This is a genomic window from Paenibacillus sp. An7 (genome assembly GCF_009870785.1).
In the GTDB taxonomy this organism is placed as follows: domain Bacteria; phylum Bacillota; class Bacilli; order Paenibacillales; family Paenibacillaceae; genus Paenibacillus.
Window position 1 is genome coordinate 268,065 of the sequence record NZ_WTWX01000001.1, and the last position, 25,730, is coordinate 293,794.

The window sequence follows — 25,730 nt, forward strand, 5'->3', positions numbered from 1 at the left end:
TAATGATACGGAACACTTTTTTAAGCCCAGGCGTTGTAATTTTTTCAGGATTCGAACTAATTTTGATCGTATCCACCATTTCACCTTGCTCGTCTTCAATCGCAATCAGTTTATAGACTGCACCTAGTGCAGGCTGATCATAGGCCGTAATTAACTTTGTTCCGACTCCCCACACATCGATTCGTGCTCCCTGAGATTTGAGGTTCATTATCGTATGTTCATCAAGATCATTAGAAGCATAGATTTTGGCATTCGTGTATCCAGCTTCATCGAGCATGCGGCGGGCTTCCTTAGATAGATAAGCGAGATCACCGCTGTCCAAACGAATACCTTTAAAATGAATCCGATCACCTAGTTCATTCGCCACTTGAATCGCTGTGGGTACGCCAGATTTCAGCGTGTCATAAGTATCCACTAAAAACACGCAATCTTTATGAACTTCGGCATATTTTCGAAATGCAATATACTCGTCACGATAGGCCTGCACCATGGAATGAGCATGGGTTCCTGCTATAGGGATACCAAATATTTTCCCTGCCCTAACATTAGAGGTAGCCTCAAACCCAGCAAGATAAGCAGCTCTCGTCCCCCATATCGCAGCGTCCATCTCTTGTGCCCTTCTTGTTCCGAATTCAATGCATGAGTCATTACCTGCAACCTGTTTAATGCGAGAAGCTTTTGTAGCAATTAAGGTTTGAAAATTGACAATGTTCAGAATAGCCGTCTCTACAAGCTGTGCTTCAGCAAGCGGCGCCTCAATGCGCATCAGCGGTTCATTCGCAAATACCAGTTCTCCTTCTTGCATTGATCTCACCGTACCAGTAAACCTTAATTTGCGCAGATATTCAAGATAATCTTCGTTATATCCTTCTTCTCTAAGAAACGCCAAATCACTCTCGGTAAAACAAAAGTCGTGTAGATATCGAATTACGCGTTCCAATCCCGCAAAAACAGCATATCCATTCTGAAAAGGAAGCTTGCGGAAGTACACTTCAAATACAGCTTTTCGGTTATGCATACCCTCTTTCCAATAGACCTCAGCCATATTAATCTGATACCGATCCGTATGAAGAGCTAAACTATCATCTAAATGATTATACGGCGTAAGTTTCGTTTTTTTCATTTCACTATTCCTCCATTTCTATAGATTTCTGAACCTAGTGTCCCAGCAAAATGTTTCAGTGCTAAGTGATGAGCGGCTTGATCAAAGCTTGCAACGGCATCCTCATGAATAACAAGCCTGAACCCTTTGTTATAGGCATCTACAGCGGTATGAAGAACACAAATATCGGTGCAAACCCCGACAAGATGCAGTTCTTCTATCCCTCGTTCCCGGAGCTTCATTTCAAGATCGGTTCCTTGAAATGCGCTGTATCTCGTCTTATCTATCCAAAACACATGATTATCATCTTTATGATCTTCATATATTTTCCCCAAACCTCCGAATAGTTTGCGCCCGCTTGTACCTTCCATGTTATGCGGAGGAAAAAGTTTCGTTTCAGGGTGATAGGAATCTTCTTTTTGATGAAGATCGATTGTAAAAAAGACATCCTCATGATTATGAATAAACTCATTTGTTATTGCGTTAATCCTATCTTCAATTCTTTGACCCGGTTCTCCACAGGTGAGTGCTCCATCCTCTGCAACAAAATCATTTGTATAATCAATATTGATCAAGGCTTTTTTCATCTTCATTGATAACAGCTCCTTTAGTATATTTTAACTATTATATATTTGTTAATTGTTATAGCGAGAAGCAGCGAATATGATTTTTCACATTCCTTTTATATCTGCTTTACATATATTCACATACACGTTTTAGGAGGCACTTCACAGATGATTGCGAAGTGCCCTTATTTTAGAGACAATCAGATTATAGCTTCGCATGATAGATGGACTTATGAAGTTGTACGTCTACAAACCGATATAATTGGGTCGGCCTTTTCGAAGTTCTTGTTGTCTTCTGTCCGGTTACTTCCTCAATAAAAGGCAAAGATTTAATTTTTCGAGCAAAGGCTGCTTCAAGGGCGATTGCCGAATCATTCGTTATCGTGAGAAGAACAGCCTGAAGTTCAGAATAAGTAAACTCTTCCGGCAAGAATTGCTTTGCCACAGTTGTCTCGAGCAGCTTCTGTCTAATCACTTGTATGGCATCCGTAATGATCTTAGCATGGTCAAAGGCAAGATCTAGTTCAAGCACCTCACTTACGGAGAAAAGCTGAACATCAGATGCGTCGTCATTCGCTTCTCTTGCTGAAAGTTTATGCTCAGGTACAATCGCAAAATGTGCATTGGTTATAATCCAGCCCCTAGGATCGCGGCCTGGTTTGTCATAGACCCCAAAGTGTTCCAAATGAATGTTTTGAATTCCGGTTTCTTCGTACAGCTCACGTTCAGCACTTTGAAAAGCAGTTTCCTTCGCATCTACAAAGCCACCGGGGAGCGCCCATTTCCCAGCCTCAATATTAGGCCTTCCTTCCCCATCAATCATACTTCTTTGAATCAGCATAATTTTAAGATCCATTACAGGGGGTCTAAATTCTTGATTCTTAACGGGGACAATGGTAAAGACAGCAATGTCCGAAGTATATCCATCAGGTGTTTTGTATTTGTTAATATCGTATTGTTCTAGGGCTTCTTTATTAGACATCGCAATACTCTCCTCAGCTAACAATTATCATTTTGTTAATTGTATTATATGCAGGAAGGGTATGAATGTCAACCAATATTTACCTATTTTTCTTTTTCTATATTTTACTTATCATCTTGAAATTAGATTACCCTCGGCTCTCCTTGCCTATTACATTTAATGCAATAAAAAAGACTACAGACAAACTAGTATAGCTAGTTTGTCTGTAGTCTAACTTGTCCACTTAAGAATGAGAGTTTAAAAAACATAGTTAATTAACCGAAGTCGTTGAATGTCTGTCTATCAATACTTTCGCAAGTCCTTCTAAATCAAGACCATCTACATGAAATGCAGTACGAACAAGCTGCGGAGATACAAACTCATCATATTTACTGAGGTAAGGGGCTTCATCTTCATCAAGAAGTGTACTTGCGTCCTTATTGTTCTCAAGTTCGGAAAGAATCGCATTCCAGATTGCTGATTCATCTGTAGTTCCGGCAACCACCATATAATAGGGTTCCATTGGCACAAGAGAACGAAGTTCAAGCCGTCCTGCGAGGTTATGCTTCAGCATTCGTTCTAGGGTACGAAACTGCTTACTGCCTGCCCAAGGTAAAATAAAGAACGAGTCTCCTCCAGCCGGAATAACGACACTTTTCAAAAGACCGCTTTCTCTAGCAAGCCTTCTCGCACGTTCAAGTCGATTGGCTGCACTTGGTGTAAGGTAAGGATAGAGATCATCACTCTCGAGTACCTCGCGCATTTTCTGTATCACAAGTGTATGAATATCTCCGCCAGCACCGAGCCAGAGCGTGTCCACCTTGCCTTTAGCCGATTTTACATATAAGGATTTGTGCTTCGTATCTATTTCTTCTACTTTCCATAGCTTGCCTGCAAGTGAGAAACAATAACCTGGCGGGGGCACAGTGGTAATCGAGCCTATCTCCTCCGAACCGTTATATACGGTATGCTCTTCATCATCTTTAAACACGGCATAGAATCGGTAGTTATTCACAATTTTTTCTCCGCCTAGACCGATGATGAGCGTTCCTTCCTCTGTCCGCTCTATATGATCGATATCAAGGAGATACTGCAGGAACGTTTTATATTCAGCAGGTTCAATCTGCCGAAACGAAGGAAGCGTAAGCACTGCTCTAGCCAGTTCCGCCGGTTCCGCCTCACCCATGCTTTTCAGTGTACTCATCGTTTGATGATAAAGTACGCCCATTGGCTTTTTACGGATGTAGACTGGTTCGACCCATTTATGCCTTACGTATAGCTCCGTTACTGCAATTGCACGAAGTAAAGTCCACGGCATCCGGGCTGGAAGTTCGGCCTCTTCATCCTCTTCTTCGGGACACAGAAACAGCATCTCAGATGCCTGATCTCCCCTTCGGCCAGACCTTCCAAGACGCTGGACAAAGCTGGAACAGCTATAAGGCGCACCTAACTGAATCACACGCTCCAGCTCGCCGAGATCAATTCCGAGTTCGAGCGTTAATGTAGCCGCTGCTACTGCCGGTCCTTGCCCTTTACGAAGGGCATTTTCCGTTTCTTCTCGCAGCATGGCGGAGATGCTTCCATGATGAACATGGAATACATCTCGCTGTTCTCTTTTTGCAGCAATTCGTCTCAGTTCAAGGGTAGTTAATTCTGCATCGGACCGGCTGTTCGTAAATACAAGCGCTTTTTTCAGATGGGTTACATCGTATAGATAATCATAGTAAGCTTTTTTAGCCAGCTCCAGTTGTTCCGCCTGCTTCTCGTCTCTCGCATCCGGGAACGAAAAATGATCGATCGAGATACGCAGTTTCCGTCTTCCTTGCGGAGATACTACCTCCACCGCTTGAGGTGTTCCCGCTCCAAGCCATCCTGCCGCTGCATCATAATCACGGAGTGTTGCAGATAATCCGATTCTTCTCGGACTGCAGCCTGACATTCGCTGAATACGAATTAACTGCGAGATCACCTGCATTCCTCGGTCTGCGCCCATAAATGCATGAACTTCATCAATAATAATGTACCGGAGGTCATGGAACAGGGCAGGAATGGCATTCGGACGATTCATAAGAAGTCCCTCTAAGGATTCTGGCGTAATCTGAAGTACACCCGATGGCCTTTGCATTAGTTTCGTTTTCTCTGCTTGACTAACATCCCCATGCCAGTGCCATACAGGAACTTGTCCTTCTTTCAGCAGATCACTAACCCGTTCAAACTGATCGTTAATGAGTGCTTTAAGAGGGCCGATATATAGAATCCCCACGGATTCAGATGGATCATGATACAGCTCCGTTAACGCAGGAAAAAAAGCAGCTTCCGTCTTCCCCGAAGCTGTTCCGGATGCGATAAGCAGATGATGATCTGTATCAAAAAGGACACGGCATGCTTCTACCTGCGCTTCACGCAGTGTGTCCCATTTCTTTTTATAAATAAATTCTTGAATGAACGGTGCCAGTCTTCTGAACGGCCCGCTACTCATAGTTCAAACTCCGAGAATAAGTCATCAAGCTCGTCCTTGTCCCTAGATGGATTCACTTTTTGGCTGCCGGCAAATACCGCTTCTTTCTCACCGAGCAAACCTTCAAATGTCGCTTCCGGATGCTGATGCAAGGTATGAAGAAGATCCATAAAGTCTCTGACCACTTCACGCGTGGTTAACATCTCTTCGGCGCCGAGTCGTCCAACAGCTGCTTGCATAAAGGAGATCAACTGTTCATCGCTTAGCTGTGCTTCGTATCCAAAATGCATCGCGTGAATATCACGCAGTTTTTGCAGCAAGATCAGAATCTCTTCATGAGATAACAAGTCCAGCTTTAAAATGGGTGAAGTATACGTTTTGAGAGCTCCACCGCCATAACGCCCATCGATCAGTCTTGAGCGGAGGGCATCATAACTAAATAGCCCTCTTCGTTCATCTTCAACAAACTGCGGAGTACCGCCCATGTAAATCCCCAAATGTTCTGCTTTCCCTTGCATCGTATCATTGAACATCGTCAGCAGTTTCTCATAGTTACTCTGCCGCGATATCGTGTTCGTAATCTTATAGAGATTGACCCCTTCATCGATGAAAAGTAGCAATCCTTTATAGCCAATTTTCGCAGCAAATTCTGACCATAGTTTCATATAGTCATACCAGTTATCATCATCAATAATTACGCCAACACCAAGCTCCTTGCGCGCTTCCGTCTTCGTAGGGACTTCACCCCGAAGCCATCTCAGCGCAGCTGCTTTGCGGTCCTCGTCTGCAAGTTTATAACCAGACCAATAAGCGGCAAGAACTTTAGCAAAATCAAATCCATGCACAAGGTTCTGCATGTCACTCGTTACTGCGTAGATTTTCATTTCGACCGCTTCATTCATCGCCGGGTCATCCGGGCGCAGACCACTGCTATTCATCACTTCCTGCTGAAGGGAAGCAATCCATTTTTGCAACATGATTTCAAGTGCACCGCCATCAGGCCTCGTCTTCGTTGATAAATGCATCATCAGTTCACGATAGGTTGCGAGACCTTGGCCTTTTGTTCCCACAAGTCGGCGCTCCGGTGATAAATCCGCATCCGCTACTACAAAATCGCGATCCATGGCATATCCCCGAATCATCTGCAGCAAAAAGCTTTTCCCGCTCCCGTATCTTCCTGTAATCAGCCGAAAAGCAGCCCCGCCTTCCGCAATGTTATCCATGTCTCTCAGGATCGATTCGACCTCCGGTTTACGTCCCACCGCGATATGTTCCAGACCCACTCTTGGCACGACCCCTGCGGTTAAAGAATTGACGAGTGCTGTCGTTAGTCTTTTTGGTATTTTCAGTTGTTTCATGAAGCCGTTCACCTCTATTCATCCGTATAACTCAAAGATTGTAATGCTTCTATATATTCTTCTGTAATCTCTTCCCCATCAATCAAAATATCACCGATAATCTCCATCGATATTTCGTTAATTTCTTCAATCATTAGTTCAGGCATGGACCCCGCCTTAGTAGCGATCCTTTGCAGCTCAGCAGGCCCTCTTTGATCCCTAAGTATATAGAGAACCTCCAGTTGGTCTGAATTTAACCGCTCCGCCAGCTCCTGCCATTCTTCATCCATATTGTCGGTATTCCACACGAAGTGATAACCTGTCTGTTCCACACTTGTAACAGAATTCATTTCTACATTGGTCCTTCCTGCACCAGTCGTTTCTACATCCGTAGTTTTTACGTCAGTCTCTTCTGCCTTCAAAATTTCTATATTAGGAGATTGATCTTCATCTGCAGATGGAGGGCTGTATAGCACAGAACCGTCAAAGTTCATCTCCGTTTGTATCGTTTGCAGTTTACCTGGATTCGGTGCAGCTTGCTTTCTCGGCGTACCAACATTACCTGCTTCTTTAGCAGTATGTTCTGCATTATTATCATCGATCGTCAGCATGTCTCTTACTTCTTCCGACTCTTGCTGTAAACGTCTTAACTTCTTCGTATTAATCTTCACTGCAGGACGAGCTTTCTTCGCTGCTTGTACTTCACGTTCTTTTATTTCTCTTCTGAGGTAACGGGTTACCAGCTCTTCCACCTCGGATTCCAACTTCACTCGGCGAAGCCGTCCTTTAACCCCCATCAATTCACGAAGCCTATTCTCCGTATAACGCACGAGCTGTGTTAAGTAGGTACGTAGAGGAGGATGCTCGCTGATCGGAAACACCCTGACTTCGGCGTGTTTTCCGTAAAAATCATGATCATACACCGCACTGCGGAATAAAATCCTCTTTCTTGTCACTTCTTCAGGCCAAAAACGATGGATCAGACGAAGCCCATGCTTTTTCAACCAGTACCGATCAACTAAGGCAATCACCTTAGGTGCATAGGTTTTCATCTCTTTACGTCCTTGTTCCTTGAAAAAGCTGCTCTGTTCCGCATTATAATCTAATAACATCGTTAGCATATCCCAGGACAAATCTAAAGGATCTGAAGTAAACCTGCGCATCCATTCGCGTTCCTTTAATTCATCAGACAGTTTGCGCGGGATTTTCTCCATGAGCTCTTTATATGGCATTTCAAGTCCGTGTACTAAGCAAAAATCAAATATCCATTCTCGCATGTACATATCGATCTTCTTTTCGCGTTCTCCATAACCAAACCAGACTTCGTCGAGTAAAGCGAGACCTTCCTCTGGAGCAGACCATCCTACACCATGGATCAGTTCATAGATATATAGAAACAAGTAAGATAGATCTGTATCTGGATATCTGCCTTGTTTTACTTCCTTACGCCAATAAAAATACCATCTCTTCTGGGCTGAACTCATCTGTTCATAGGTTGGCCAGTACGCCCGATAAGAGACAAAGGGTGCTTCCGAACAAACGACAGATTCAAATTCTCTGGCCTGCTTCACAAAAGTTTGCTCACGTGTAAGGAACATGAACTGCTTCTCCCAATCTGCATCTCGTTCAAACGTTTGTGGAGATACGACAAGGTTCCCTTTTCGCTTCAAGGTATCTTCTGGTATCATGATTGGTTTTACTTTATCTATATCAAACGCAGGATCGACATTCCTGTTATATAAGGGAGCCAGAGTCTTACTGTTCTTTACTTGCTTACTTGGAAAGATGTCTTCACTGCTCTCCTCATTCCATGGATTCCAGTCGTCCACCTGCATATCATCTAGAAAATCAAGCCCGTCCCATTCAGCATCAATAGGCACATAAGTAAGATCCTGCACTTCTTCCTCAGGTTCTGAAAGGGCATCAGAAAAATCTTCTTTCCTCGGAATCTTTGCTTCTTTCTCTTCATCCATCCATTCGTATTCCGCAAAGCGAATCTCATTTTTCTGATGAATGGATTGTTTCGGGATCGGGATCCCGTCATTCGCACTTCGCTGAATCTTGTTCTGATTATCATCCATAAAGGCTATACCTCCATCACGATTTCATTATAACAAATCACTTCCTATCAAAGGAGGGTTAAAATAACTTCTGGAATTTATTGTTTAACATGACGACTCTGATTCTATTACTATATACTCTAATATAGACAGTTATCTTCTTAAGCAAGCAATACAAGAGCTAGAGATTGTAAATGCAGATCTTTTTCTTGCCTTAATTTCATTTCATTTCATTTCATTACATAATAAAGATTCTCAGAGACAACTTGCTTCTGAAAGAAGAAAAAAGTGAAATCGAAAGTACGATTTCACTTTTCATTCTTCTATTTGTTTACATGTGAGAAAGATTCTATCACTTTTGAAACGAAAGGTAAATCAGGATTCCCATTTCTTTTCCCATCTTTCTTTTACAGAAGTCGTACACAAAATGGAGTTTGAAACAATAGGTTAAGACTCTGATGAAGAAAGATGGCTGGAAGAAAACGCAGCTGCAGGAATCATATTTTTTCTGCGATAGATAGATAGAACTAGTCCAATAGCGGATAAGTCAATCCACTGATTCGATCCTCCATAGCCGATGAAAGGTAATTCCATGCCTACAAACGGCAGAAATCCAAATGACATAAGTATAGGCCATGCAAATCTTATCGTAAAAAAGAACAATACGACAAAAATAAGATGCCTGCCATATGATTCTTTGACTGTGGATAGTAACTGTACTAAATATCCAAGGAACAACCCGATTAGAATAATGGTGATGAGCCCAAAAATCCAGCCAAAACAGTATATCAAGTAAGGAAATAAAGAATCACTTTGCACATAATCAAGACCAGGATTGCTGGAAGCAAATCCTCGTCCAAACCATCCTGCCGATTGGATTGCTTCGAGTGATTTCATCTGGATATAGGCATAATTCCCGATCGGTTGAAAGAAAGTCATAAATCTATCCTTTAATATACTGAAATGCGGCATTGTAAAATATAACATAGCTACTATAGGTATCATGGTAACGACGGCTAACTGTTTTACATTTCTCTTGGTGAACCACATCATCATTATATACCCCGCCGCGTAAATTACACCGTATAGTACAGAATTCCCTATGTAAGTGATGAGTAATAGAGGGAATACTCCTCGATAAAAAGTGTGAAAGATGGTATGGATCCAGTTCATTTCTTTTATCGGCTTCATTCCCGCAAGTGCCAGCAAGAACAATAAAACAGAGCTGTATAACATATTTATAGAGAAAGGACCTAGCGCTAAATAACCCTTAACACCATTAATCATGGCACTATTCATTAAAATAAATGCATTCATAAATAATAGAAGGAAAAAAACTTGGTCTGAGTATTTCTTTAGCTTCTGATAATCAAAGAAATAAAAAAATACAAGAAATATGAGTCCTATCCCTATTTGCAGAGCTTTTCTAGCCGTCAAATCGGGAATCCGAGATGAACCCGATACGTCAATACAAACGGCTCCAACAATTCCAATCAAAGATATGATCGTAAGAAGAAGTGCAATTCTCCAATTGAGCACTGGTTTATGGGTTTCATTCATGCTTTTCCCTATCACATCGGGAGATCCCATTTCTTCGATAGCCTTATGTATCGCAGTTTCTTTCGAACTGCCTAGCTGCTGGAATTCCTCTATCCGATCTTCGATATGATTCGTAAGTTCTTCTCGAATTTCAGGGTGCATCTTTTTGACCTTAATATGGCGGCATACTTGATCCAAAAATTGCTGAACTACTTCATTCTCTCCACTGTTCTGCACGTTATCCCCTCTCCCCCATTACAGTATCGACTGCTGTACGAAACCGAATCCACTCTTTCTTTTTTTCCTGGAGTTTTCTCTTCCCCTCATCCGTAATCTGATAGTATTTTCGTTTACGCCCATCCTGCTGACTCCAGTAAGCGTTAAGCAATCCTTCTGACTCGAGAGTGTGAAGAATTGGATATAGAGTCCCTTCTTTCATGACAAATACCTGATCCGACTTGTTTTCAATTTCTTTAATCAACTCATATCCATACATTTCTCGTTCATTTAACACAGTGAGCAGCAGAATTACTGTACTTCCCTTCAGGAGCTCCTTATTTACAGACATGTTCACATCTCCTTTTTATACCTAGTAAATCTATGTATCGTAAATCTATGTATATAATACAATAGGTTTTTACCTAAAACAAGAATTAATTCCTTTTGTTTCATAATTAGCACAAACGAACAAGCGATGGGTTTAGTGCCGATCGCTTCTCATCTTATGAGTGCTTGCATGAATAAATTAACGTGATCTCCAATGTTGCTAATTATTCCGGGCAATACGGCGCTCTATAATACCGGTTATTAGGTAAGATACGAGAATTGCGGAGGTGTATGCGATGAGATCCAGGATACCGAAAACACCATGTCCTAAAATCAGCTGAAGGAACCTATTCTCACGGAGTTCATTGATCCAAGGTGCATGAACTAACTGAGTAAACTCTATGAAATAACAGAATAATAACGGAATAAAGAATTGATATCTGCGAGGAGCATTCAAGAAAACGAAGGAGAACAAAAAGAAAATCAGCGCCGCCCATAAAAAATCACCCATAAAGGGTACTTTTGATCGGAGTAGTAATCCTAATAAAATAATAAAGACACAAGTCATTCCCAAGATGATTCTTTTCATATGCTTACCCCTTTCTGTCTATTCATAATAACGTAGTACTTCAAGTAAAGTTTTACATTAAATAAGAAAAGAATCCTGTCACCAGGATTCTCATGATGAAGCAATTAGCGATAACTGCGAATAAATTCCCCAATTCTTCTTGCTGCTTCCTCCAGCCGCTCTTGTTCTTGCACAAGTGCAATTCGTACATAACCCACGCCTTCACTGCCAAATGCATCACCAGGTATGACAGCCACCCCGGTGTGAAGTAATAATGCTTTCGCAAATGATCTTGAATCCCATTCCTCGGGTTTCCCTCGAAATGGCTCTGGGAGCGCTGCCCACAAAAACATCGTTGCACATGGTTTTTTAATGTTCCAACCTTCTTTGGCAAGTAAATCTACGAACAAATCACGACGCGCTTCATAAAGCGGGGCTGGCCCTGTATAATCTTCTCCCTCAGCGATGGCTTGTTCCAAGGCTGTGACCGCAGCTTGCTGAATCGGTTCAAATACACCATAATCGATATTTTCCTTGAGGATCCTTAAAGACTGGATCGCTTGTTCATTACCGGCAAGATAGGCGATCCGGCAGCCTGCCATTTGAAAACTCTTCGAGAATGAATGGAATTCCACCGCGGTTTCAATCGCACCCGGTATACTTAATATACTCATCGGGCGATAACCATCAAAGCCCATTTCAGAGTAGGCCATATCATGTACAATGAGAACGTTCCACTTGCTCGCTTTAGCGATTAATTTTTCGAAATACTCCTGCGACGCAGCAGATGCAATCGGGTTTCCCGGAAAACTCAGTAAAATAAAAACAGCTTCTGCCCAAATCTCATCAGGTATCGCATCTAGGTCCGGCATAAACTGATTGTCTTCCTTAAGCGGAATTTCATAAGCTCGAACTCCCGCAATAGCAAGTGATCCAGAATAAATAGGATACCCAGGATTTGGGACCATCGCTAAGTCTCCCGGATTACAGATGGCCTGAGCCAGATGAGCCAGTCCATCTTGAGAACCCATCAGCGATATGATTTCGGTCTGCGAATTTAGACCGACTTGAAATCGGTGATTCATCCACTTTGCCACCGTAGTAAGGAAGATTTCACTTCCACTCGATTTGGGGTACGCATAGCTTCCCTCTTTCAACACTTCCCTGCTTAGGGTCTCACGTATAAAAGAAGACGGTCCCTGATCAGGGCTGCCTATTCCAAGATCAATCAAATCTTTTCCATTTGCTTTCGCTTCTTCTTTCCAGCTTGCCACTTCTGCAAAAATGGAAGAGCCTAAATGATCTAATTTGGCAGCACGCCAAGGTCGATTTGTATTCTCTGTATGTAATGTCATGATGAGTCCACCTTTATTTTCTTATTTATTACGAACTATGCTCCTTTAATTCTGAGCTCTACTCCCAGAAAATCTGATGATTTCCACGCAGTCTAGCAAGACCTTCCACATAGAAATAATCACCGTAGATTAATGAAACGTCTACATTTTGTTTCTCGGGATAATGGCTCGTACCATGCATAATCAAACCTTCTTCTTCGGGACGATCAAATGATCCATAGTTTTTGTAGAGGGACTCTAGAATTCGCTCCCCTGCCTGCCGGTAAACAGCTCTTTCCCACTCAGGAACAAGTGTTGATAATAGTAAAAGTCCACTAGCTGCACATGCTCCAGCAGAAGAATCTTTGATGTTTCTGGTATTCTCCGGCGCTCGGAAATCCCAAGCAGGGACGAGATCATCCGGCAGTTGTGATAAAAAGAAGTGCGCCGTTTGTTTGGATGCATGTAAAAACGCCTCATTACCGGTGTGATGATAGGCAAGCGCTAGACCGTACAAAGCCCATGCGTTTCCTCTTGACCACGCTGAATCTGGCGCAAATCCTTGACCCCCGAGATATTCTGCCACTTCTCCTGTATCTGGATCAAACCGAACGATATGACGTACCGACCCATCAGGCCGAATAAAATGCGATAGAACCGTGTTCATATGTGCATTCGCTACATGAGCATACCTTGGATCCCCACTCTCCCTAGAAGCCCAGTAGAGTAAAGGTACATTCATCGCACAATCGATAATTGCAAGTCCAGAGTTGATCTCTCCCGGTCTCCATGGGTTCCACGCTCTTATGTAATTTCCTTTGAGATTAAATCTCCCCATCAAGTAATTAGCCGCTTTAAAAGCCCTGCGCCGCGATTCTTCACCGCCATGCAGTTTATAATTTGCTAGACTTGTAAGGGTCCATATAAATCCAATATCATGGTCCAGCCGCTCATAGCCATCAAGTACCTTGTCCAGATGATTCTCACATTGTTCTGCAATATCCCGAAACTGCTGTTCTCCGCTGCCTTCATACAGAATCCATAACATACCAGGCCAAAATCCAGCAGTCCACCATGCTGGTTCTTCTAACACGTAAGCACCTTTACGACTGGCATGTGGAAAATTCGCACCGATTCGCTCCGAGGTGATAAGTACTTTCTTAACCGCTTGTTGAAAAGCCTGATCCTTCCAACATGTAACCTGTTCAGAAATATGCTGATCTTTGGGCTCAAGGGACAAGTATGATTCACTCCCTTCACTGATTAAATTGTGGTTCACAAGTAAATACTGTATTACCCTAAATTCTACCATGAATTAATAAAAAATACCGACACTATTTGACGGTATTCAAATCTTTCATGCTTTTCTATTTAGGAATAATCATCTGTTCTTTTCTCACTTAAGACAAACGTGCAATCCTAACATTTGCTTGCCGCATAAGATAGATTAGAAACAAAGAGGGGGTGAACTACATGAGTGAAGTATATGGAGGCTACGAAGGAAATGGAGACAAAAAATCTAGCGTTGCAGCGATTCTCGTTCTGTTCATTTTGCTCGTTATCATCGCTAAAGCTTTTAAAAGTTACTAATTGATGCATGAAACGGATGAGTTCATGTAACAAATAAAAGCAAAAAACGCAAGGAGCTTACGATCAGATGCAAGTCATCTTTATCGTAAGCTCCTATTTATCAAGTACATATTTCATCTCTATTACCCATTAACAAGGCAGCGATATCATTAACCTGCTCCTCAGGATTCATTCCATAACAAAAAGCCGTCTCCTATACAGGATAGAAGACGACTCTGTTCAACGCATTTATTTTTTTGGCATTTGTGTAAACAGCAAGTTAACAGGAAGATTACTTCCTGGTGCTGCCGTCAGTAGGATTTCTACTTTTTGCTCATAGTCACCTGTTCGGTAGAGTACGGCTTGCTCATTTGGAGCACTCACTTGGCCTTTAGAATAGATCGCTGTTATATCTCCATTAACCATGGCAAAACCAGAATACTTTCCTCCGCGCGGGTTAAAAGAGATTAGTGTATTTGGCGCAACACGGTCAAGTGTGATTTTGTATAATACACCGAAATTCCCGGAGTTAGAAGCTTCTACACCAAGCATGGGGTCCATACCTGCTAGGTTTGGATCGTCCTGGTTGTCTCCGAGAGCAAGACGCATAGAAGTCGCTCCTACCGGTTCCGAATAACGAATAACGCGGGTGGAATTCGGGTACGTACCTCGGTTATGAACGCCATCACGATCTAGAATAGGAAGTTTCTCCAGCACAGTTAACGGATCTAGTTTCTCATCAATCATGATTACATCGTATTGAATTGGATAATCACTGCTCATGTCCGAGAACAATGAGATTACGCCGCCTTGTTTCATAACAGACTTGCTTAGTTCCGTCATGACAAGTTTGCTTTCACCGGGAGCAAGTGTTATGGATGAACGTTTGCTTCCATCTTGCATGGACTCGAAGTAACGTTCAACAGATGATTTCCCAGCAGCTGTCGCAATGGGACTTGGCCCTGCAAACCCAAGGTTTTCTGTTTTAATCGTTGCTTCTGTGAAGTTCGTATTGGTTGCAACTACGTACATTTTCACATTCTTACCTGTATTGTTCACATGGTGAATCATGAAACGTGTGTTACCAGCTGCCGTTTCTTGGTATACAATCCCTTCCGAGTTCACGGTTTCCGGGCTGTTACTACGAATCAGAGTACTTGGTTCATCGCTAAAAGTATATGGAACTTTAGACCAGGATGGAACTGCGGAACCATCAAATGTAAATTTCTCGCCGGCTGGCAAGAACATGCGATTAAATTCATCTTGCGAATAAAGCGTCTCACTTGTTACCACTATTGTTTTTTCGAAATAACCTGTTTGTCCGCTATCGTCAGTTACCGTTAGGCTGATGTTTTTAGGACCTGGTGTAAAGAACGCATAAGCGTTGTTATTCCAGTCATGTTTTACAATTTTACCGTCATCCGTACTTTGATCGGTGATCGTAATGAGTTCACCCATTTTGTACTCTTCTTTATCAGTTGTAAACATAGCTACCGGGGGAAGATTAGGCTGTTTAACTTCAATGGTTACTGTATAAGGATCGCTCCACGTACCATTTGAATCCTGTACAGAATAGGAAACATCATACTTTCCAGCAGATGCAAACACTTCCTGTTTTCCTTCCCAGCGTTCGTCAACAATAGACAGCCCTTGCGGTGAAGAAGATTCTGTACTGTATGTAACTACCGTTTGTCCCGCCATAATCTCACCCGGCTGAATTGTGAACTTGGCAACAGGTTTGGTAGCTAGATCCATAATGACTTTCTTACCTATATTATCGACTTTATATTTAATGTCCAAGGCTGCTGTAATCGCAGTCAAAGGAACCATAAATGTATTTTTCGTCTGATAGGAAGTACCTTTCATCGTTTTCGTCACGCCATTAACCGTGTATTTGCTGCTATCTGTCTTGAACCGCAGTTCATTCACACCGCTGACAATAACGGTTTCCTTCGTCTTTTTATCATAGCTTACTTTATACCCGACACGGTCCACTAGAGCGCGAATCGGAACATAAGATACTCCCTTTTTAACTTGCATAGGCTGAGGAGCATTGTATGTGACTCCGCCTTGTTCCATTTTTGTACTGTTAAAATAAAGAACCAAATCTGTTGGAATTGCACTTTTAACTGCGTTCGTCGCTGGTTTTGATTGCACAGACTCTTCGCTTGGTGCTGTCTTCACATTAGGTGCAGTTGTTACTTCGCCTGTAACTTCGTCCGTTAGTTCATTCGTCACCGTTGTTTTGTCTGTCGATTTCGTAACTCCTGTTGCGGATTCAGCTGATGCTGCGGGTTCTGTTTCTTCCTTAATCGATGTTGCTTTCTCTGTTTTTGAATCCGCTGCTGTTTCTTTTTCAGTTGCTGTTTCTACTGACTCTGTTGCCACTTTGTTTTCCGTTTCTTGTTTCGTTACACGTGCTTGTGGTGCGTTTTGACTTTCTTCTGCTGTTTTGTTCACTCCGTAAACTTCCTGAGCAACGACCTGTTGAGCAGCAGAAGCAGCCGCTTCCTGTGCGCTTACCGGAACTGCTGTTGCCACTTGGGACAAAGCTAGAACGGTCAGCATAGATAATTTCTTCAGTTTCATGCTTAGACTCCTTTTGATTCTATTTTCTATTCTCTTCGAATTCGTCTACTATTAGACGCTTAATCCCTGAAAAAGTTTCTGATGAAATGGGATAAATCTATAATAAGTGATAAAATGTTCCAAATAGCAAGAAAATTTCTCTTCTTTCTACTAGATTTACAATAAATAACCCCTTAATGAGATTGGCTCATCAAGGGGTTTATTTTATATCATAATCCTAAACGTATTCTTTTTTCTTGATCTGGATCTTGAATCACTTCAAGGTCCGTATTAAAGATCATTGTTGCTCTAAGATCTATTGAATAAGGGGGCCAATGATGACCTGCCGGAACGGGATCTTCCCCTTTTGCAAATGCAATCCATGCGTCTTGCATCGAAGAAGCAAGTTGCTGCATTGAATCACTCGGGTTAATTCCCAAGGGTTTAAAAAACTGCAGATTATGAAATACAAAAGCAATTTCACCTGCATGGATCGCTTTATTTAATAGCGGATGACCTTCGAGTGTCCAATCAAACCGGTACATAAATACCGGTGCATATTTAGACTGAGCAGCAGCGAACTGCACGGAGGAACGCCAAAAGAAAAGATCTGTCATTAACTGTGCCTGTCCATCTGTTGTTTTCGGATACTGGGAGACGATATCATGCCCATCAGATACACCTGTCATCATTTCCATCGCTCTTACAATATCACCATCGTTCATGATATCCGTTTCTGGACGGATAAATAGTGCTCCTTCGTCAAGGTTGGTTCCAATAAGGAGCCGTACGTCACTGGCATCGCCATCTTTCACTGCTTGCACAGGTGATTTTGGAAGTGTAGATTGATCCACCACAGGCTGGAATAACATAGCAAGACCTGCACCTGTCTGCTGTTTGAAGCGTTCTCCGGCAGCAAGGATTTGTTCAGCAGGCAGGGTTCTCAGTTTGTGGACCTCGTCAGAACCAATTCGCAGCATCTGCAGCATACCAGCTGTAACCTGAGCTGCTTGTTCTGCTGGTATAAGCTGCGAAGCGCCGCTTTGCATAATGGCCTGTTTGAAGAGCCCTTTTGCTTTTGGCATGGCCATAAGAGCAGCGATACTCATACTGCCTGCTGATTCACCAAACACCGTCACTGCACCAGGGTCTCCTCCAAAACCATCTATATTCTCTTTCACCCATTCCAAGGCAGCAATTTGATCAAGCAGTCCCGCATTCGATATAAATGATTCACCAAGCGGTGATAAATGCATAAAGCCAAAGGGACCCAGACGGTAGTTTAGGGTAACGACAATAATCTCACCGCGTTTCACAAACTTTGTAGCATCATAGAACGAGGTGCTGCCTGATCCGCTGACGAATGCACCTCCGTGGATCCATACCATAACTGGAAGCTTTTGTTCCGCTACTTGTTCTGGAGCCCATACATTGAGATAAAGACAATCTTCCGATTCTACCGGCTCATATCCTGGAGTCTGAAATAATCCCCCTTCTGTTCTTGGCTGTATACACTCCGGTCCAAACTGATCAGCTTCCTTGACACCTTCCCAGGAATCAGGCGGCTCGGGCGCTTCAAAACGCAGTTCATTCACAGGCGGTTTCGCATAAGGGATTCCTTTCCATACTGCTGCTCCATTTATGTTCCGTCCCTTTAACGCACCATATTTTGTATTTACTCTCAGCTCTCTCATCTCGTATTCATCCTTCCTGATGTCCGTTTCTTCAAACGTCTGCATCATGCTGTATTCCTTCCACGATATCTACATACCCAAGTTATTACATACTTCTATATTCCGGCGTTTTCTTTAACTGATCAAAAAAATGACGTTGGGCTTCTCGGTAACTCTCCAAATCTTTTCCCTCATAGGAAGCTTTCAGTTCATCGTATTGATCACGGTATCCTTCATTAATTAACAATACATCACGAAATTTATGAAATACATCATGTTTGGAATGACATACGGTTAACTGAACACCTAATGGCAGAACCGTCTCCTTTGTATAAAAGGAACGAAAAGAAGCCGTTTGTTCTCCTTTTTCATCGACTGGGTATAAAGATTCCAGCACACGGACTGCTTCATCAAATTCTTCTTGCTTCACTCGAACCTGAATATCAACATCTCCTTTTGTCAGGGTGCCGGGAATTGCCGAGCTTCCTACATGATGAATATCTGCATGTTTAAGACGTTCCTTTAGCTTCTTATTTTCCTGCAAAAATAGTTCTGCCGCCTGGTCATTATATTTATTTCTTGCGAAAGTTACGATTTCCATACCGCTTCCTCTCCTTATGTATAGAGTAGGGATGAATGACCATCCATTTAAACCAAAGTGCTATCTTTCAAACATTCGAAATCAGAATGAAAACTCCTTCTGGGTTGGTAAATAAAACAATATTCATCTATAATTTAGTGATATGTAGCATTAGATTAACAAAGGAGTGACTCATTTACATGTTGCAAAAACTAAAAAAGATAGATTCTACCATCATCTGGATCCTTTGTTTTTTCATGCTCGCCAGCATTCTATTAATACATAGTGGGATTCAATACAGCCCGGAAAAATTCGCCGGTTCCGAAATGAAAATGGTGATCTATTACCTGCTTAGTTTTGCGGCTTTAGTTGTGACTTCGTTAATTCACTACAAACTCATCTTGAAATATTATTGGTATATCTACGGAGCAGGTATATTGCTGCTTGTATATGTTTCGTTTTTCGGTAAGGTCCTCAACGGCTCCAGGGGCTGGATCTCTATCCCTCATTTATTTAATGTGCAACCCGCCGAAGTTTTTAAAATAATACTGATCATTACGCTTGGCGGTATCTTAATGAAACAGAACAAAAAACTCACCTTCTGGGCAAATGTCATCCCCCTTTCACTTGTCACCCTTCTTCCTTTCGCCTTAGTCATGAAAACAAATGATATGGGAAATGCACTCAGCTATCTTGTCATCTTAATCGGCATGCTGTGGATCGGGGACATTAAGAACAGACATGCTCTTATTATACTTCTGCTCATCGCTGCTCTTTCCATTGGTGGAATCAAGTCATATATTACCTTTCATGATCAAATTACTACCTATCTTTCTAATACGGAAAAAGGACACTGGCTCGATCGGATCGATCCATGGCTTTTGCCTGAAGAAGCAGGCAAAGATGCTTCTTACCATACAAGAAATGCGAAAATCGCGATTGCGTCAGGCGGCTTATTAGGAAAGGGATATAAGCAAGGGACAATGGTGCAGACAGGTTATGTTCCTTATACTTACTCGGACTCGATTATCATCGTCGCTGCGGAAGAATTTGGGTTTCTAGGGGTTTCTCTTTTATTATTTCTCTATTTCATACTCATTTACCGGCTCATCTATATCGGACTTGAATGTGGAAATAAGGCGGGACCTATTTTAATTGTGGGTATTGTGGCTATGTTCATCTATCAAATTTTTGAAAATGTCGGCATGTTTATCGGACTCATGCCTTTGACGGGGATTACTTTACCTTTTCTTAGCTTTGGAGGTTCTTCACTGCTCATTAATATGCTCTGCATAGGTGTAGTACTGAGCATTAAAGTAAATGATGAGGTAACAGATGATATGTTACCAAGTACGGAGAGCTTGCAGTTAAGTAAACGAACCGTCTTATAGGACGGTTCTAGAGCGGTAGACAAACTAGCTTATACTAGTTTGCCTACTGTCTTTTTTTATTTTACAAGCTTTCGTGACGTTCATGAAAACGATATTGATTTGCCAACTGATTCAAGAAAGCCGATACTTGCTTTGGGATATTTCTCCTATTCGGCTGTACCCACCCTACATAAGAGGAGACGGAAGTTGGGATTGCAAGCGGTAAGATTACAATATCACTGCTGGACATATGGGCATGTTTACCAAATGACAAATCAAATCCAATCGTCATCGCCACATTTTCTCGAACCAATTTCCAAATGACTGAAGTCTGATTCGTTGAAAATAAGAGTTGACCTTTTCCATAATTCTGCTGGAGATCTTCGTAAAATTTCAGCAGCAGATCATCTTTATATAAAACCATCTGATGCTTCAGAATCTCCTCTGGGGTAATCGAATCCTGTAAAGCAAGGGGAGAGCGTTTGCTAACGCCTGCGACCATTTCTTGCTGAATCAGCTTACCGAATAATAAGGATTTATGCTGTTGTCTCAGCTCTTCTTCAAATATAATCAGTCCCACATCAAAACGTCTTTCATTTATTTCATGAATGATATCATTCGTACTCATCTCACATAGTTCTAGCGTAACTCCGGGAAACTGTTTCTTAAAATCAATAATTGCATCGGTATAGATCAGTGTCGGAAGCGGAATAGTCGCTATTCTTATAACGCCAGTAAGCTGTTCGGGCTGAACCTCAGTCTCTTGTTTCAGTTCCTCAAGTGCATCAAGTACCTTATATGCTTTGGATAAAATACGTTTCCCATCTTCTGTAGGGATAGCTCCTGCACGAGATCTTTTAAATAAGGAGAACCCCAGTTCGTTCTCAAGACTTGTAATCGCCTGACTAACTGCAGATAGCGTAACATTACATGATTCTGATGCTTTGGTGAGTGATCCTGTTCTGGCGGTTTCTGTGATATACAAGAGTTGATCCATGTTCATAGATCTCCCCTCCTTTAGTTAACTTATTCTTAACTTGACTTAAAATACTTTAAATATAGTTAATGATAAAACGAGTATATACTAAATGTAAGTTAAACAGAAGCAATGATATCTATCACAAATACGTAATTTACATAGGAGGATTTATCATGAGTAATGAAAAAAGAGTAGCTGTTATTACAGGCGGAGCAAGTGGAATAGGCCGCGAAACAAGCCTCATTTTTGCAAGAAAAGGCGATCGTGTTATTGTTGCAGATTATAATGAAACAGGCGGTAAAGAAACCGTTGCTATGATCCAGAAAAATGGCGGCGAAGCTACTTTTATTCAAGTTGATGTTTCTAATTATGAAAGTGTAGAAGCGCTTGTGGAACAAACCGTGAGGCAATATGGCCGTATTGACGTCATGTTCAATAATGCAGGAATTGGTCTGCCAACCCCCGTTGCTGCCCTAGACTGGGATACGTACCATCGCGTCATTAATGTGAACCAACACGGAGTAGCTCACGGAATTATCGCAGCCAGCAAAAAAATGAGAGAACTTGGTATCAAAGGGGTTATTATTAATACGGCTTCAGTATTCGGATTCCTTGCATCACCAGGATCTTTCGCTTACCATGCTACCAAAGGTGCTGTCATTATGATGAGTAAATCGGCTGCATTAGAACTTGCGCAGTATGATATTCGTGTTGTTGCGGTTGCTCCAGGTGTAGTAGATACTCCTATCATTCAAGGATACAAAGATCTAGGTATGGCCGATGAGATGGCTCATAAAGTCATGGGCGGCAAGCTGACTCAACCGGAAGCCGTAGCGAAAACCGTATATCTTATATCTCTAGAAGAAGCGGAAGCGATTAACGGCAGTGTAGTCATGGCTGACCAAGGTTATGCTTCCTTTAAATAGGGTTCGCGAAATCAATTTATAACTGATTAAAGCAACTAAAAGTATTGTGAAATGGATTCGACATATTGAATTAATCAAAAAAAGATGACCTCAGGTATATTTCCGAGAGTCATCTTTTTTGATCGTTATTTGAGTTATCATGATATGAAGTTCATGAATGGTTACTGTTCTACCAAGTTTTCCGCAAGTTCCATCTGGTCCAAGATCACTGCGTTAATCCCATTAATATATGCGATCGCACTAGCCTTAATGATATCCGTATCCATCGCACGCCCTGTGTACGTCTTTCCATCACATGAGATCTGCAGATGCACTCGTCCGACCGCTTCTTTCCCTCTCGATATACTATTTATTTTGTAGTGGGTCAGCTGAACATCCAGATCCGTTAACGTTTTAATGACACTATAAAGCGCATCAATCGGTCCGTCACCGATGGAACTTCCTCTGAGGACATCACTTCCCTTTTTCAGTTCTACACTGGCCGTTGGATACTGATCATTCGTCACTACTTGAAAAGATGCCAGTTCATATAAATGTCCTCTTGACTGCGGCTTATTTAAATGTTCGGTCACCAGATAAAACACATCGTGATCGTACACTTCTTTTTTGGCATCAGCCAGGGTAATGAATTTTTCAAATAACAATTCAAATTCTTCGGTACTCGTAACGCTGAACCCCATACGCTCCACTGCATTTTTAAATGCATGCCGTCCCGATCTTGCCGTAAGAATGAGCTCCATTTTTTCTCCGCCCACTTCTTCAGGTGACATGATCTCATATACATTTTTATCTTTGAGCAAACCGTCCTGATGAATTCCAGAGGAGTGAGCAAAAGCATTATCCCCCGTAATCGCCTTATTCACTTGGACATCCAGCCCCGTTAAATGCGTCAATAGCCGGGAAGTCTGCAAAATTTCTTTTCTTTGAATTCGGGTCGTACAGCCGTAAAAGTTCTCTCTTACTTTCAGTCCCATGACGACTTCTTCAAGAGAGGTATTCCCGGCACGCTCACCGAGTCCATTAATGGTACACTCTACTTTTTGTGCCCCGTTCTTAATGGCACTCAGCGTATTTGCTGTCGCCATCCCCAAATCATTATGGCAATGAACACTCAGTATCACTTTATCGTCTAGATTCTTAAGACGCTCATTAATTCTTCTTACCAAATCACCAAACTCTTCAGGAACAGCGTACCCAACGGTATCTGGAACGTTAATAATGGTCGCTCCCGCTTTCACTACCGCCTCAATCGTTCTCCACAAATATTCAAAATCAGACCTTGAAGCATCCTCCGTCGAATACTGTACTTCAGGAAGCAGCGTCTTCGCATATTTCACCGCATCTACCCCCATCTGCATGACGGCATCCTCTGAACGGGCGAATTTTTTCTCAAGATGAATACTAGAAGTTCCAAGCACGATATGAATGAATGGATTCTGTGCGAGCTTAATACTTTCATAAACGGCATCAATATCACTTTTCACCGCTCTTGCGAGAGCCGTTATTGAAATTTGATCTCCTACTTTTTTTGCAATTTGTTGAACCGCATGAAAATCTCCCTTAGAAGAAGCAGGAAAACCTGCCTCGATCATATCTACATTTAACCTTTTCAGCTGTTGTGCAAATTCAATTTTCTGCAAGGTGTTTAGTTTCGCTCCAGGAACTTGTTCTCCATCTCTCAGGGTCGTGTCCAGTACCAATACATTGCGATTTGTCATGAAAACTTCCTCCTCACGGAAAATATGAATGTAATTCATTTTATGTAAACACGAGGCTTGCTAAACCCGGATTTTAGCAAACAAAAAACCTCGTCTCTACTATAGAGACGAGGTTAACCCGCGGTACCACTCTAATTCGCTTCTTATCCCTACAAATATACGGATAGGAAACAATCTTTGTTCGATGGCGAAGACCATCTATCCTTGTAACGGCGGAATCCCGGCAAACCCTACTATATACTATATTCAGGCAGCTGTTCATAGATGAGTTCAAAGTGGTCCCTACTGCCGTATTCCCACCTGCCAACGGCTCTCTGAAAGAGTTCCTCACTTCTACTATTTCTAATCAGCACATTTGATATGTTCAATTGGTTAAATGGAGTATATTGGTATTTATTTCCTTTGTCAACCTTAAATTACTACAGCAGGTTCTACCGTCATGCCATCCGGCTTTTGCTGCTCTGCCGCTTCTGCTTTTCGTAAATACTTCTGTCCCCGCCACCTCACATAAGATAGAATTCCTCTCAAGTACTCATCTACAATCATGCAAGAATAGATGCCGATCAGACCAAAACCTAGATGAATCCCAAGTACATATGACATTCCTGTCGCAATGATCCACATGGAACCGAGCGAGATATACATGGTGAATCTCGTATCACCAATTGCATTCAGTGAGTTACCAAGCGCCATGTTCAGCATTTTACCCGGCTGAAGAATGAGGTTCATCCCCAGTAAGGATGCACCAATCGCGATAATCGTCTGATCATCCGTAAAGAGTCCGAGAAGCTGTCTTCCGAATAAAAAAAGAATCAACGCATTGACAACCACATAGATTGCCCCGATACCCAGTGCACGGTAAGCACTCCGGTAAGCTTCCCGAACTCGGCCAGCTCCGAAGAGATGCGCTATTTGGATCTGTGCTGCCATTGCGATCGATGACCCAAGCAGAAAACAGAACGATTCAAGCGTATTCATATAGGTCCGCGCCGCTAGTTCTGCCGCACCAAGTGTGGCAATGTAGGAGTAAATAATAAGCTGAGAGAACACCCAGCAAGACATATTAACGCCAAGCGGCCATCCAATCTTCAGTATTTCACCGAATAAAGGCCGATTAAATACGGTGAGTTCTTGCCATTTGATCCGGTATTCAAAGGACCGTAAGAACATCAGAAGAAGCAAAATAACAGCGAGCAAGCGACTTGCTACAGTAGAAATGGCTACGCCGGTCAGGCCCCACTGCGGGAATCCAAACGCTCCAAAAATGAAGGCATAATTCAAAAACACATGAATCACATTCATCCCAAGTGCGACATACATAGGTCCTTTCGTATTCCCTGTATTCCGTATGACCGTGCTCATTGTAGCCATCATTGCGATTAGAATCATACCTCCGCCAACAATCGAGATATAGATACCTGCCAGCGGCAGCAGATGCTCCGGTAATTGTAATACCATTGCTATTTTTTGTGGAGATGCTACAAGGATTACACTGCATATTGCTCCAAGGATGGTTGTTACCGTGAACGCCATGATTCCAATAACACGGGCATCCACCTTTTTATGCGACCCCAGCTTCTGAGCGATTAGTATTCCTGCTCCGCTGGCCACCGTTGTGAACAGAACTGTCATCGCTTGAAACAGTTGATTTGAAAATCCAACGACGGCTACTGCGTCATCCGAAATACGACTGACCATTAATGTATCTACGGCTCCCAGCAAAAATTGCAGAAACAGTTCAATAAAAATAGGCCAAGCCAGCACCCAGAGGGTAATTTTTTTGGTATTCATATCTAGTATTCCAACCTCCGATGAGAAAGTAGCGCTATAAGTAAAATGACGAGTACAGCGCATTAACTTTTCAAATTATAGTTGG

20 protein-coding genes and 1 other annotated feature are annotated in these 25,730 nt (G+C 42.3%); of the genes, 3 read left to right on the plus strand and 17 right to left on the minus strand.

Features of this window, described 5'->3' with window-relative positions; all coding sequences use genetic code 11:
- The 11 genes from GQY27_RS01150 to GQY27_RS01200 all read right to left on the minus strand — a co-directional run.
- Positions 1 to 1,123: nicotinate phosphoribosyltransferase (locus GQY27_RS01150; RefSeq protein ID WP_236570427.1), on the minus strand; the 1,123-nt coding region annotated here is incomplete at its 3' end.
- Complete coding sequence (locus tag GQY27_RS01155) at positions 1,120 to 1,689, minus strand: cysteine hydrolase family protein (RefSeq protein WP_160032020.1); 570 nt, start codon at positions 1,687 to 1,689, stop codon at positions 1,120 to 1,122. The genes GQY27_RS01155 and GQY27_RS01150, both read right to left, overlap by 4 nt.
- Before the next feature lie 184 nt (positions 1,690 to 1,873).
- The gene (locus GQY27_RS01160) at positions 1,874 to 2,650 is read right to left on the minus strand and encodes an NUDIX hydrolase (RefSeq protein WP_160031679.1); all 777 of its coding nucleotides are present in this window, start codon (positions 2,648 to 2,650) and stop codon (positions 1,874 to 1,876) included.
- 250 nt (positions 2,651 to 2,900) lie between these two features.
- Positions 2,901 to 5,108, minus strand: coding sequence for a DEAD/DEAH box helicase (locus GQY27_RS01165; protein WP_160031680.1), 2,208 nt, complete (start codon positions 5,106 to 5,108; stop codon positions 2,901 to 2,903).
- Complete coding sequence (locus tag GQY27_RS01170) at positions 5,105 to 6,445, minus strand: ATP-binding protein (protein ID WP_160031681.1); 1,341 nt, start codon at positions 6,443 to 6,445, stop codon at positions 5,105 to 5,107. Before GQY27_RS01170 ends, GQY27_RS01165 begins: the two co-directional genes overlap by 4 nt.
- A 14-nt stretch (positions 6,446 to 6,459) precedes the next feature.
- Positions 6,460 to 8,505, minus strand: a complete 2,046-nt coding sequence (locus GQY27_RS01175) for a TerB N-terminal domain-containing protein (RefSeq protein ID WP_160031682.1) — start codon at positions 8,503 to 8,505, stop codon at positions 6,460 to 6,462.
- Positions 8,506 to 8,931: 426 nt separating this feature from the next.
- Positions 8,932 to 10,260 carry an FtsW/RodA/SpoVE family cell cycle protein gene (locus GQY27_RS01180; RefSeq protein WP_160031683.1) on the minus strand — a complete coding sequence of 443 codons (1,329 nt, stop codon included), beginning with the start codon at positions 10,258 to 10,260 and terminating at the stop codon, positions 8,932 to 8,934.
- Position 10,261: 1 nt separating this feature from the next.
- Positions 10,262 to 10,591 carry a PadR family transcriptional regulator gene (locus GQY27_RS01185; protein WP_160031684.1) on the minus strand — a complete coding sequence of 110 codons (330 nt, stop codon included), beginning with the start codon at positions 10,589 to 10,591 and terminating at the stop codon, positions 10,262 to 10,264.
- Between the two features lie 198 nt (positions 10,592 to 10,789).
- Positions 10,790 to 11,158, minus strand: coding sequence for a ribosomal maturation YjgA family protein (locus GQY27_RS01190; protein ID WP_160031685.1), 369 nt, complete (start codon positions 11,156 to 11,158; stop codon positions 10,790 to 10,792).
- A 104-nt stretch (positions 11,159 to 11,262) separates the two neighbouring features.
- Positions 11,263 to 12,492: an aminotransferase class I/II-fold pyridoxal phosphate-dependent enzyme gene (locus GQY27_RS01195; protein ID WP_160031686.1), complete on the minus strand. Its 1,230-nt coding sequence runs from the start codon at positions 12,490 to 12,492 to the stop codon at positions 11,263 to 11,265.
- Between the two features lie 58 nt (positions 12,493 to 12,550).
- On the minus strand, positions 12,551 to 13,711 hold the full coding sequence (locus tag GQY27_RS01200; protein ID WP_236570428.1) for a glycoside hydrolase family 88 protein: 1,161 nt from the start codon (positions 13,709 to 13,711) through the stop codon (positions 12,551 to 12,553).
- Positions 13,712 to 13,944: 233 nt separating this feature from the next.
- Here GQY27_RS01200 and GQY27_RS01205 point away from each other — a divergent pair, with 233 nt between their 5' ends.
- On the plus strand, positions 13,945 to 14,061 hold the full coding sequence (locus GQY27_RS01205) for a sporulation protein YjcZ (RefSeq protein WP_160031688.1): 117 nt from the start codon (positions 13,945 to 13,947) through the stop codon (positions 14,059 to 14,061).
- A 228-nt stretch (positions 14,062 to 14,289) separates the two neighbouring features.
- Here the strand turns inward: GQY27_RS01205 and GQY27_RS01210 are convergent, their stop codons facing one another.
- The 3 genes from GQY27_RS01210 to GQY27_RS01220 form a co-directional block, all read right to left on the minus strand.
- Positions 14,290 to 16,629: a copper amine oxidase N-terminal domain-containing protein gene (locus GQY27_RS01210; protein WP_160031689.1), complete on the minus strand. Its 2,340-nt coding sequence runs from the start codon at positions 16,627 to 16,629 to the stop codon at positions 14,290 to 14,292.
- A gap of 209 nt (positions 16,630 to 16,838) precedes the next feature.
- Positions 16,839 to 18,302, minus strand: coding sequence for a carboxylesterase/lipase family protein (locus GQY27_RS01215; RefSeq protein WP_160032021.1), 1,464 nt, complete (start codon positions 18,300 to 18,302; stop codon positions 16,839 to 16,841).
- A gap of 85 nt (positions 18,303 to 18,387) precedes the next feature.
- Entirely contained in the window at positions 18,388 to 18,882 is a 495-nt protein-coding gene (locus tag GQY27_RS01220) for a GrpB family protein (RefSeq protein WP_160031690.1), read from the minus strand.
- Positions 18,883 to 19,061: 179 nt separating this feature from the next.
- Between GQY27_RS01220 and GQY27_RS01225 the strand changes: the two genes are divergently transcribed.
- Positions 19,062 to 20,252 (plus strand): FtsW/RodA/SpoVE family cell cycle protein, encoded by a 1,191-nt coding sequence (locus GQY27_RS01225; RefSeq protein ID WP_160031691.1) that lies wholly within the window; start codon positions 19,062 to 19,064, stop codon positions 20,250 to 20,252.
- Between the two features lie 61 nt (positions 20,253 to 20,313).
- On the opposite strand, the gene GQY27_RS01230 is transcribed toward GQY27_RS01225, so the two are convergent.
- Positions 20,314 to 21,234 carry a LysR family transcriptional regulator gene (locus GQY27_RS01230; protein ID WP_160031692.1) on the minus strand — a complete coding sequence of 307 codons (921 nt, stop codon included), beginning with the start codon at positions 21,232 to 21,234 and terminating at the stop codon, positions 20,314 to 20,316.
- Positions 21,235 to 21,383: 149 nt separating this feature from the next.
- Between GQY27_RS01230 and GQY27_RS01235 the strand changes: the two genes are divergently transcribed.
- Positions 21,384 to 22,136, plus strand: a complete 753-nt coding sequence (locus GQY27_RS01235) for an SDR family NAD(P)-dependent oxidoreductase (RefSeq protein WP_160031693.1) — start codon at positions 21,384 to 21,386, stop codon at positions 22,134 to 22,136.
- 161 nt (positions 22,137 to 22,297) lie between these two features.
- On the opposite strand, the gene GQY27_RS01240 is transcribed toward GQY27_RS01235, so the two are convergent.
- Both GQY27_RS01240 and GQY27_RS01245 read right to left on the minus strand, forming a co-directional pair.
- On the minus strand, positions 22,298 to 23,854 hold the full coding sequence (locus GQY27_RS01240; RefSeq protein ID WP_160031694.1) for a 2-isopropylmalate synthase: 1,557 nt from the start codon (positions 23,852 to 23,854) through the stop codon (positions 22,298 to 22,300).
- Between the two features lie 100 nt (positions 23,855 to 23,954).
- Positions 23,955 to 24,213, minus strand: a binding site (T-box leader).
- 52 nt (positions 24,214 to 24,265) lie between these two features.
- Entirely contained in the window at positions 24,266 to 25,654 is a 1,389-nt protein-coding gene (locus tag GQY27_RS01245) for an MATE family efflux transporter (protein WP_160032022.1), read from the minus strand.
- Between the last annotated feature and the right edge of the window lie 76 nt (positions 25,655 to 25,730).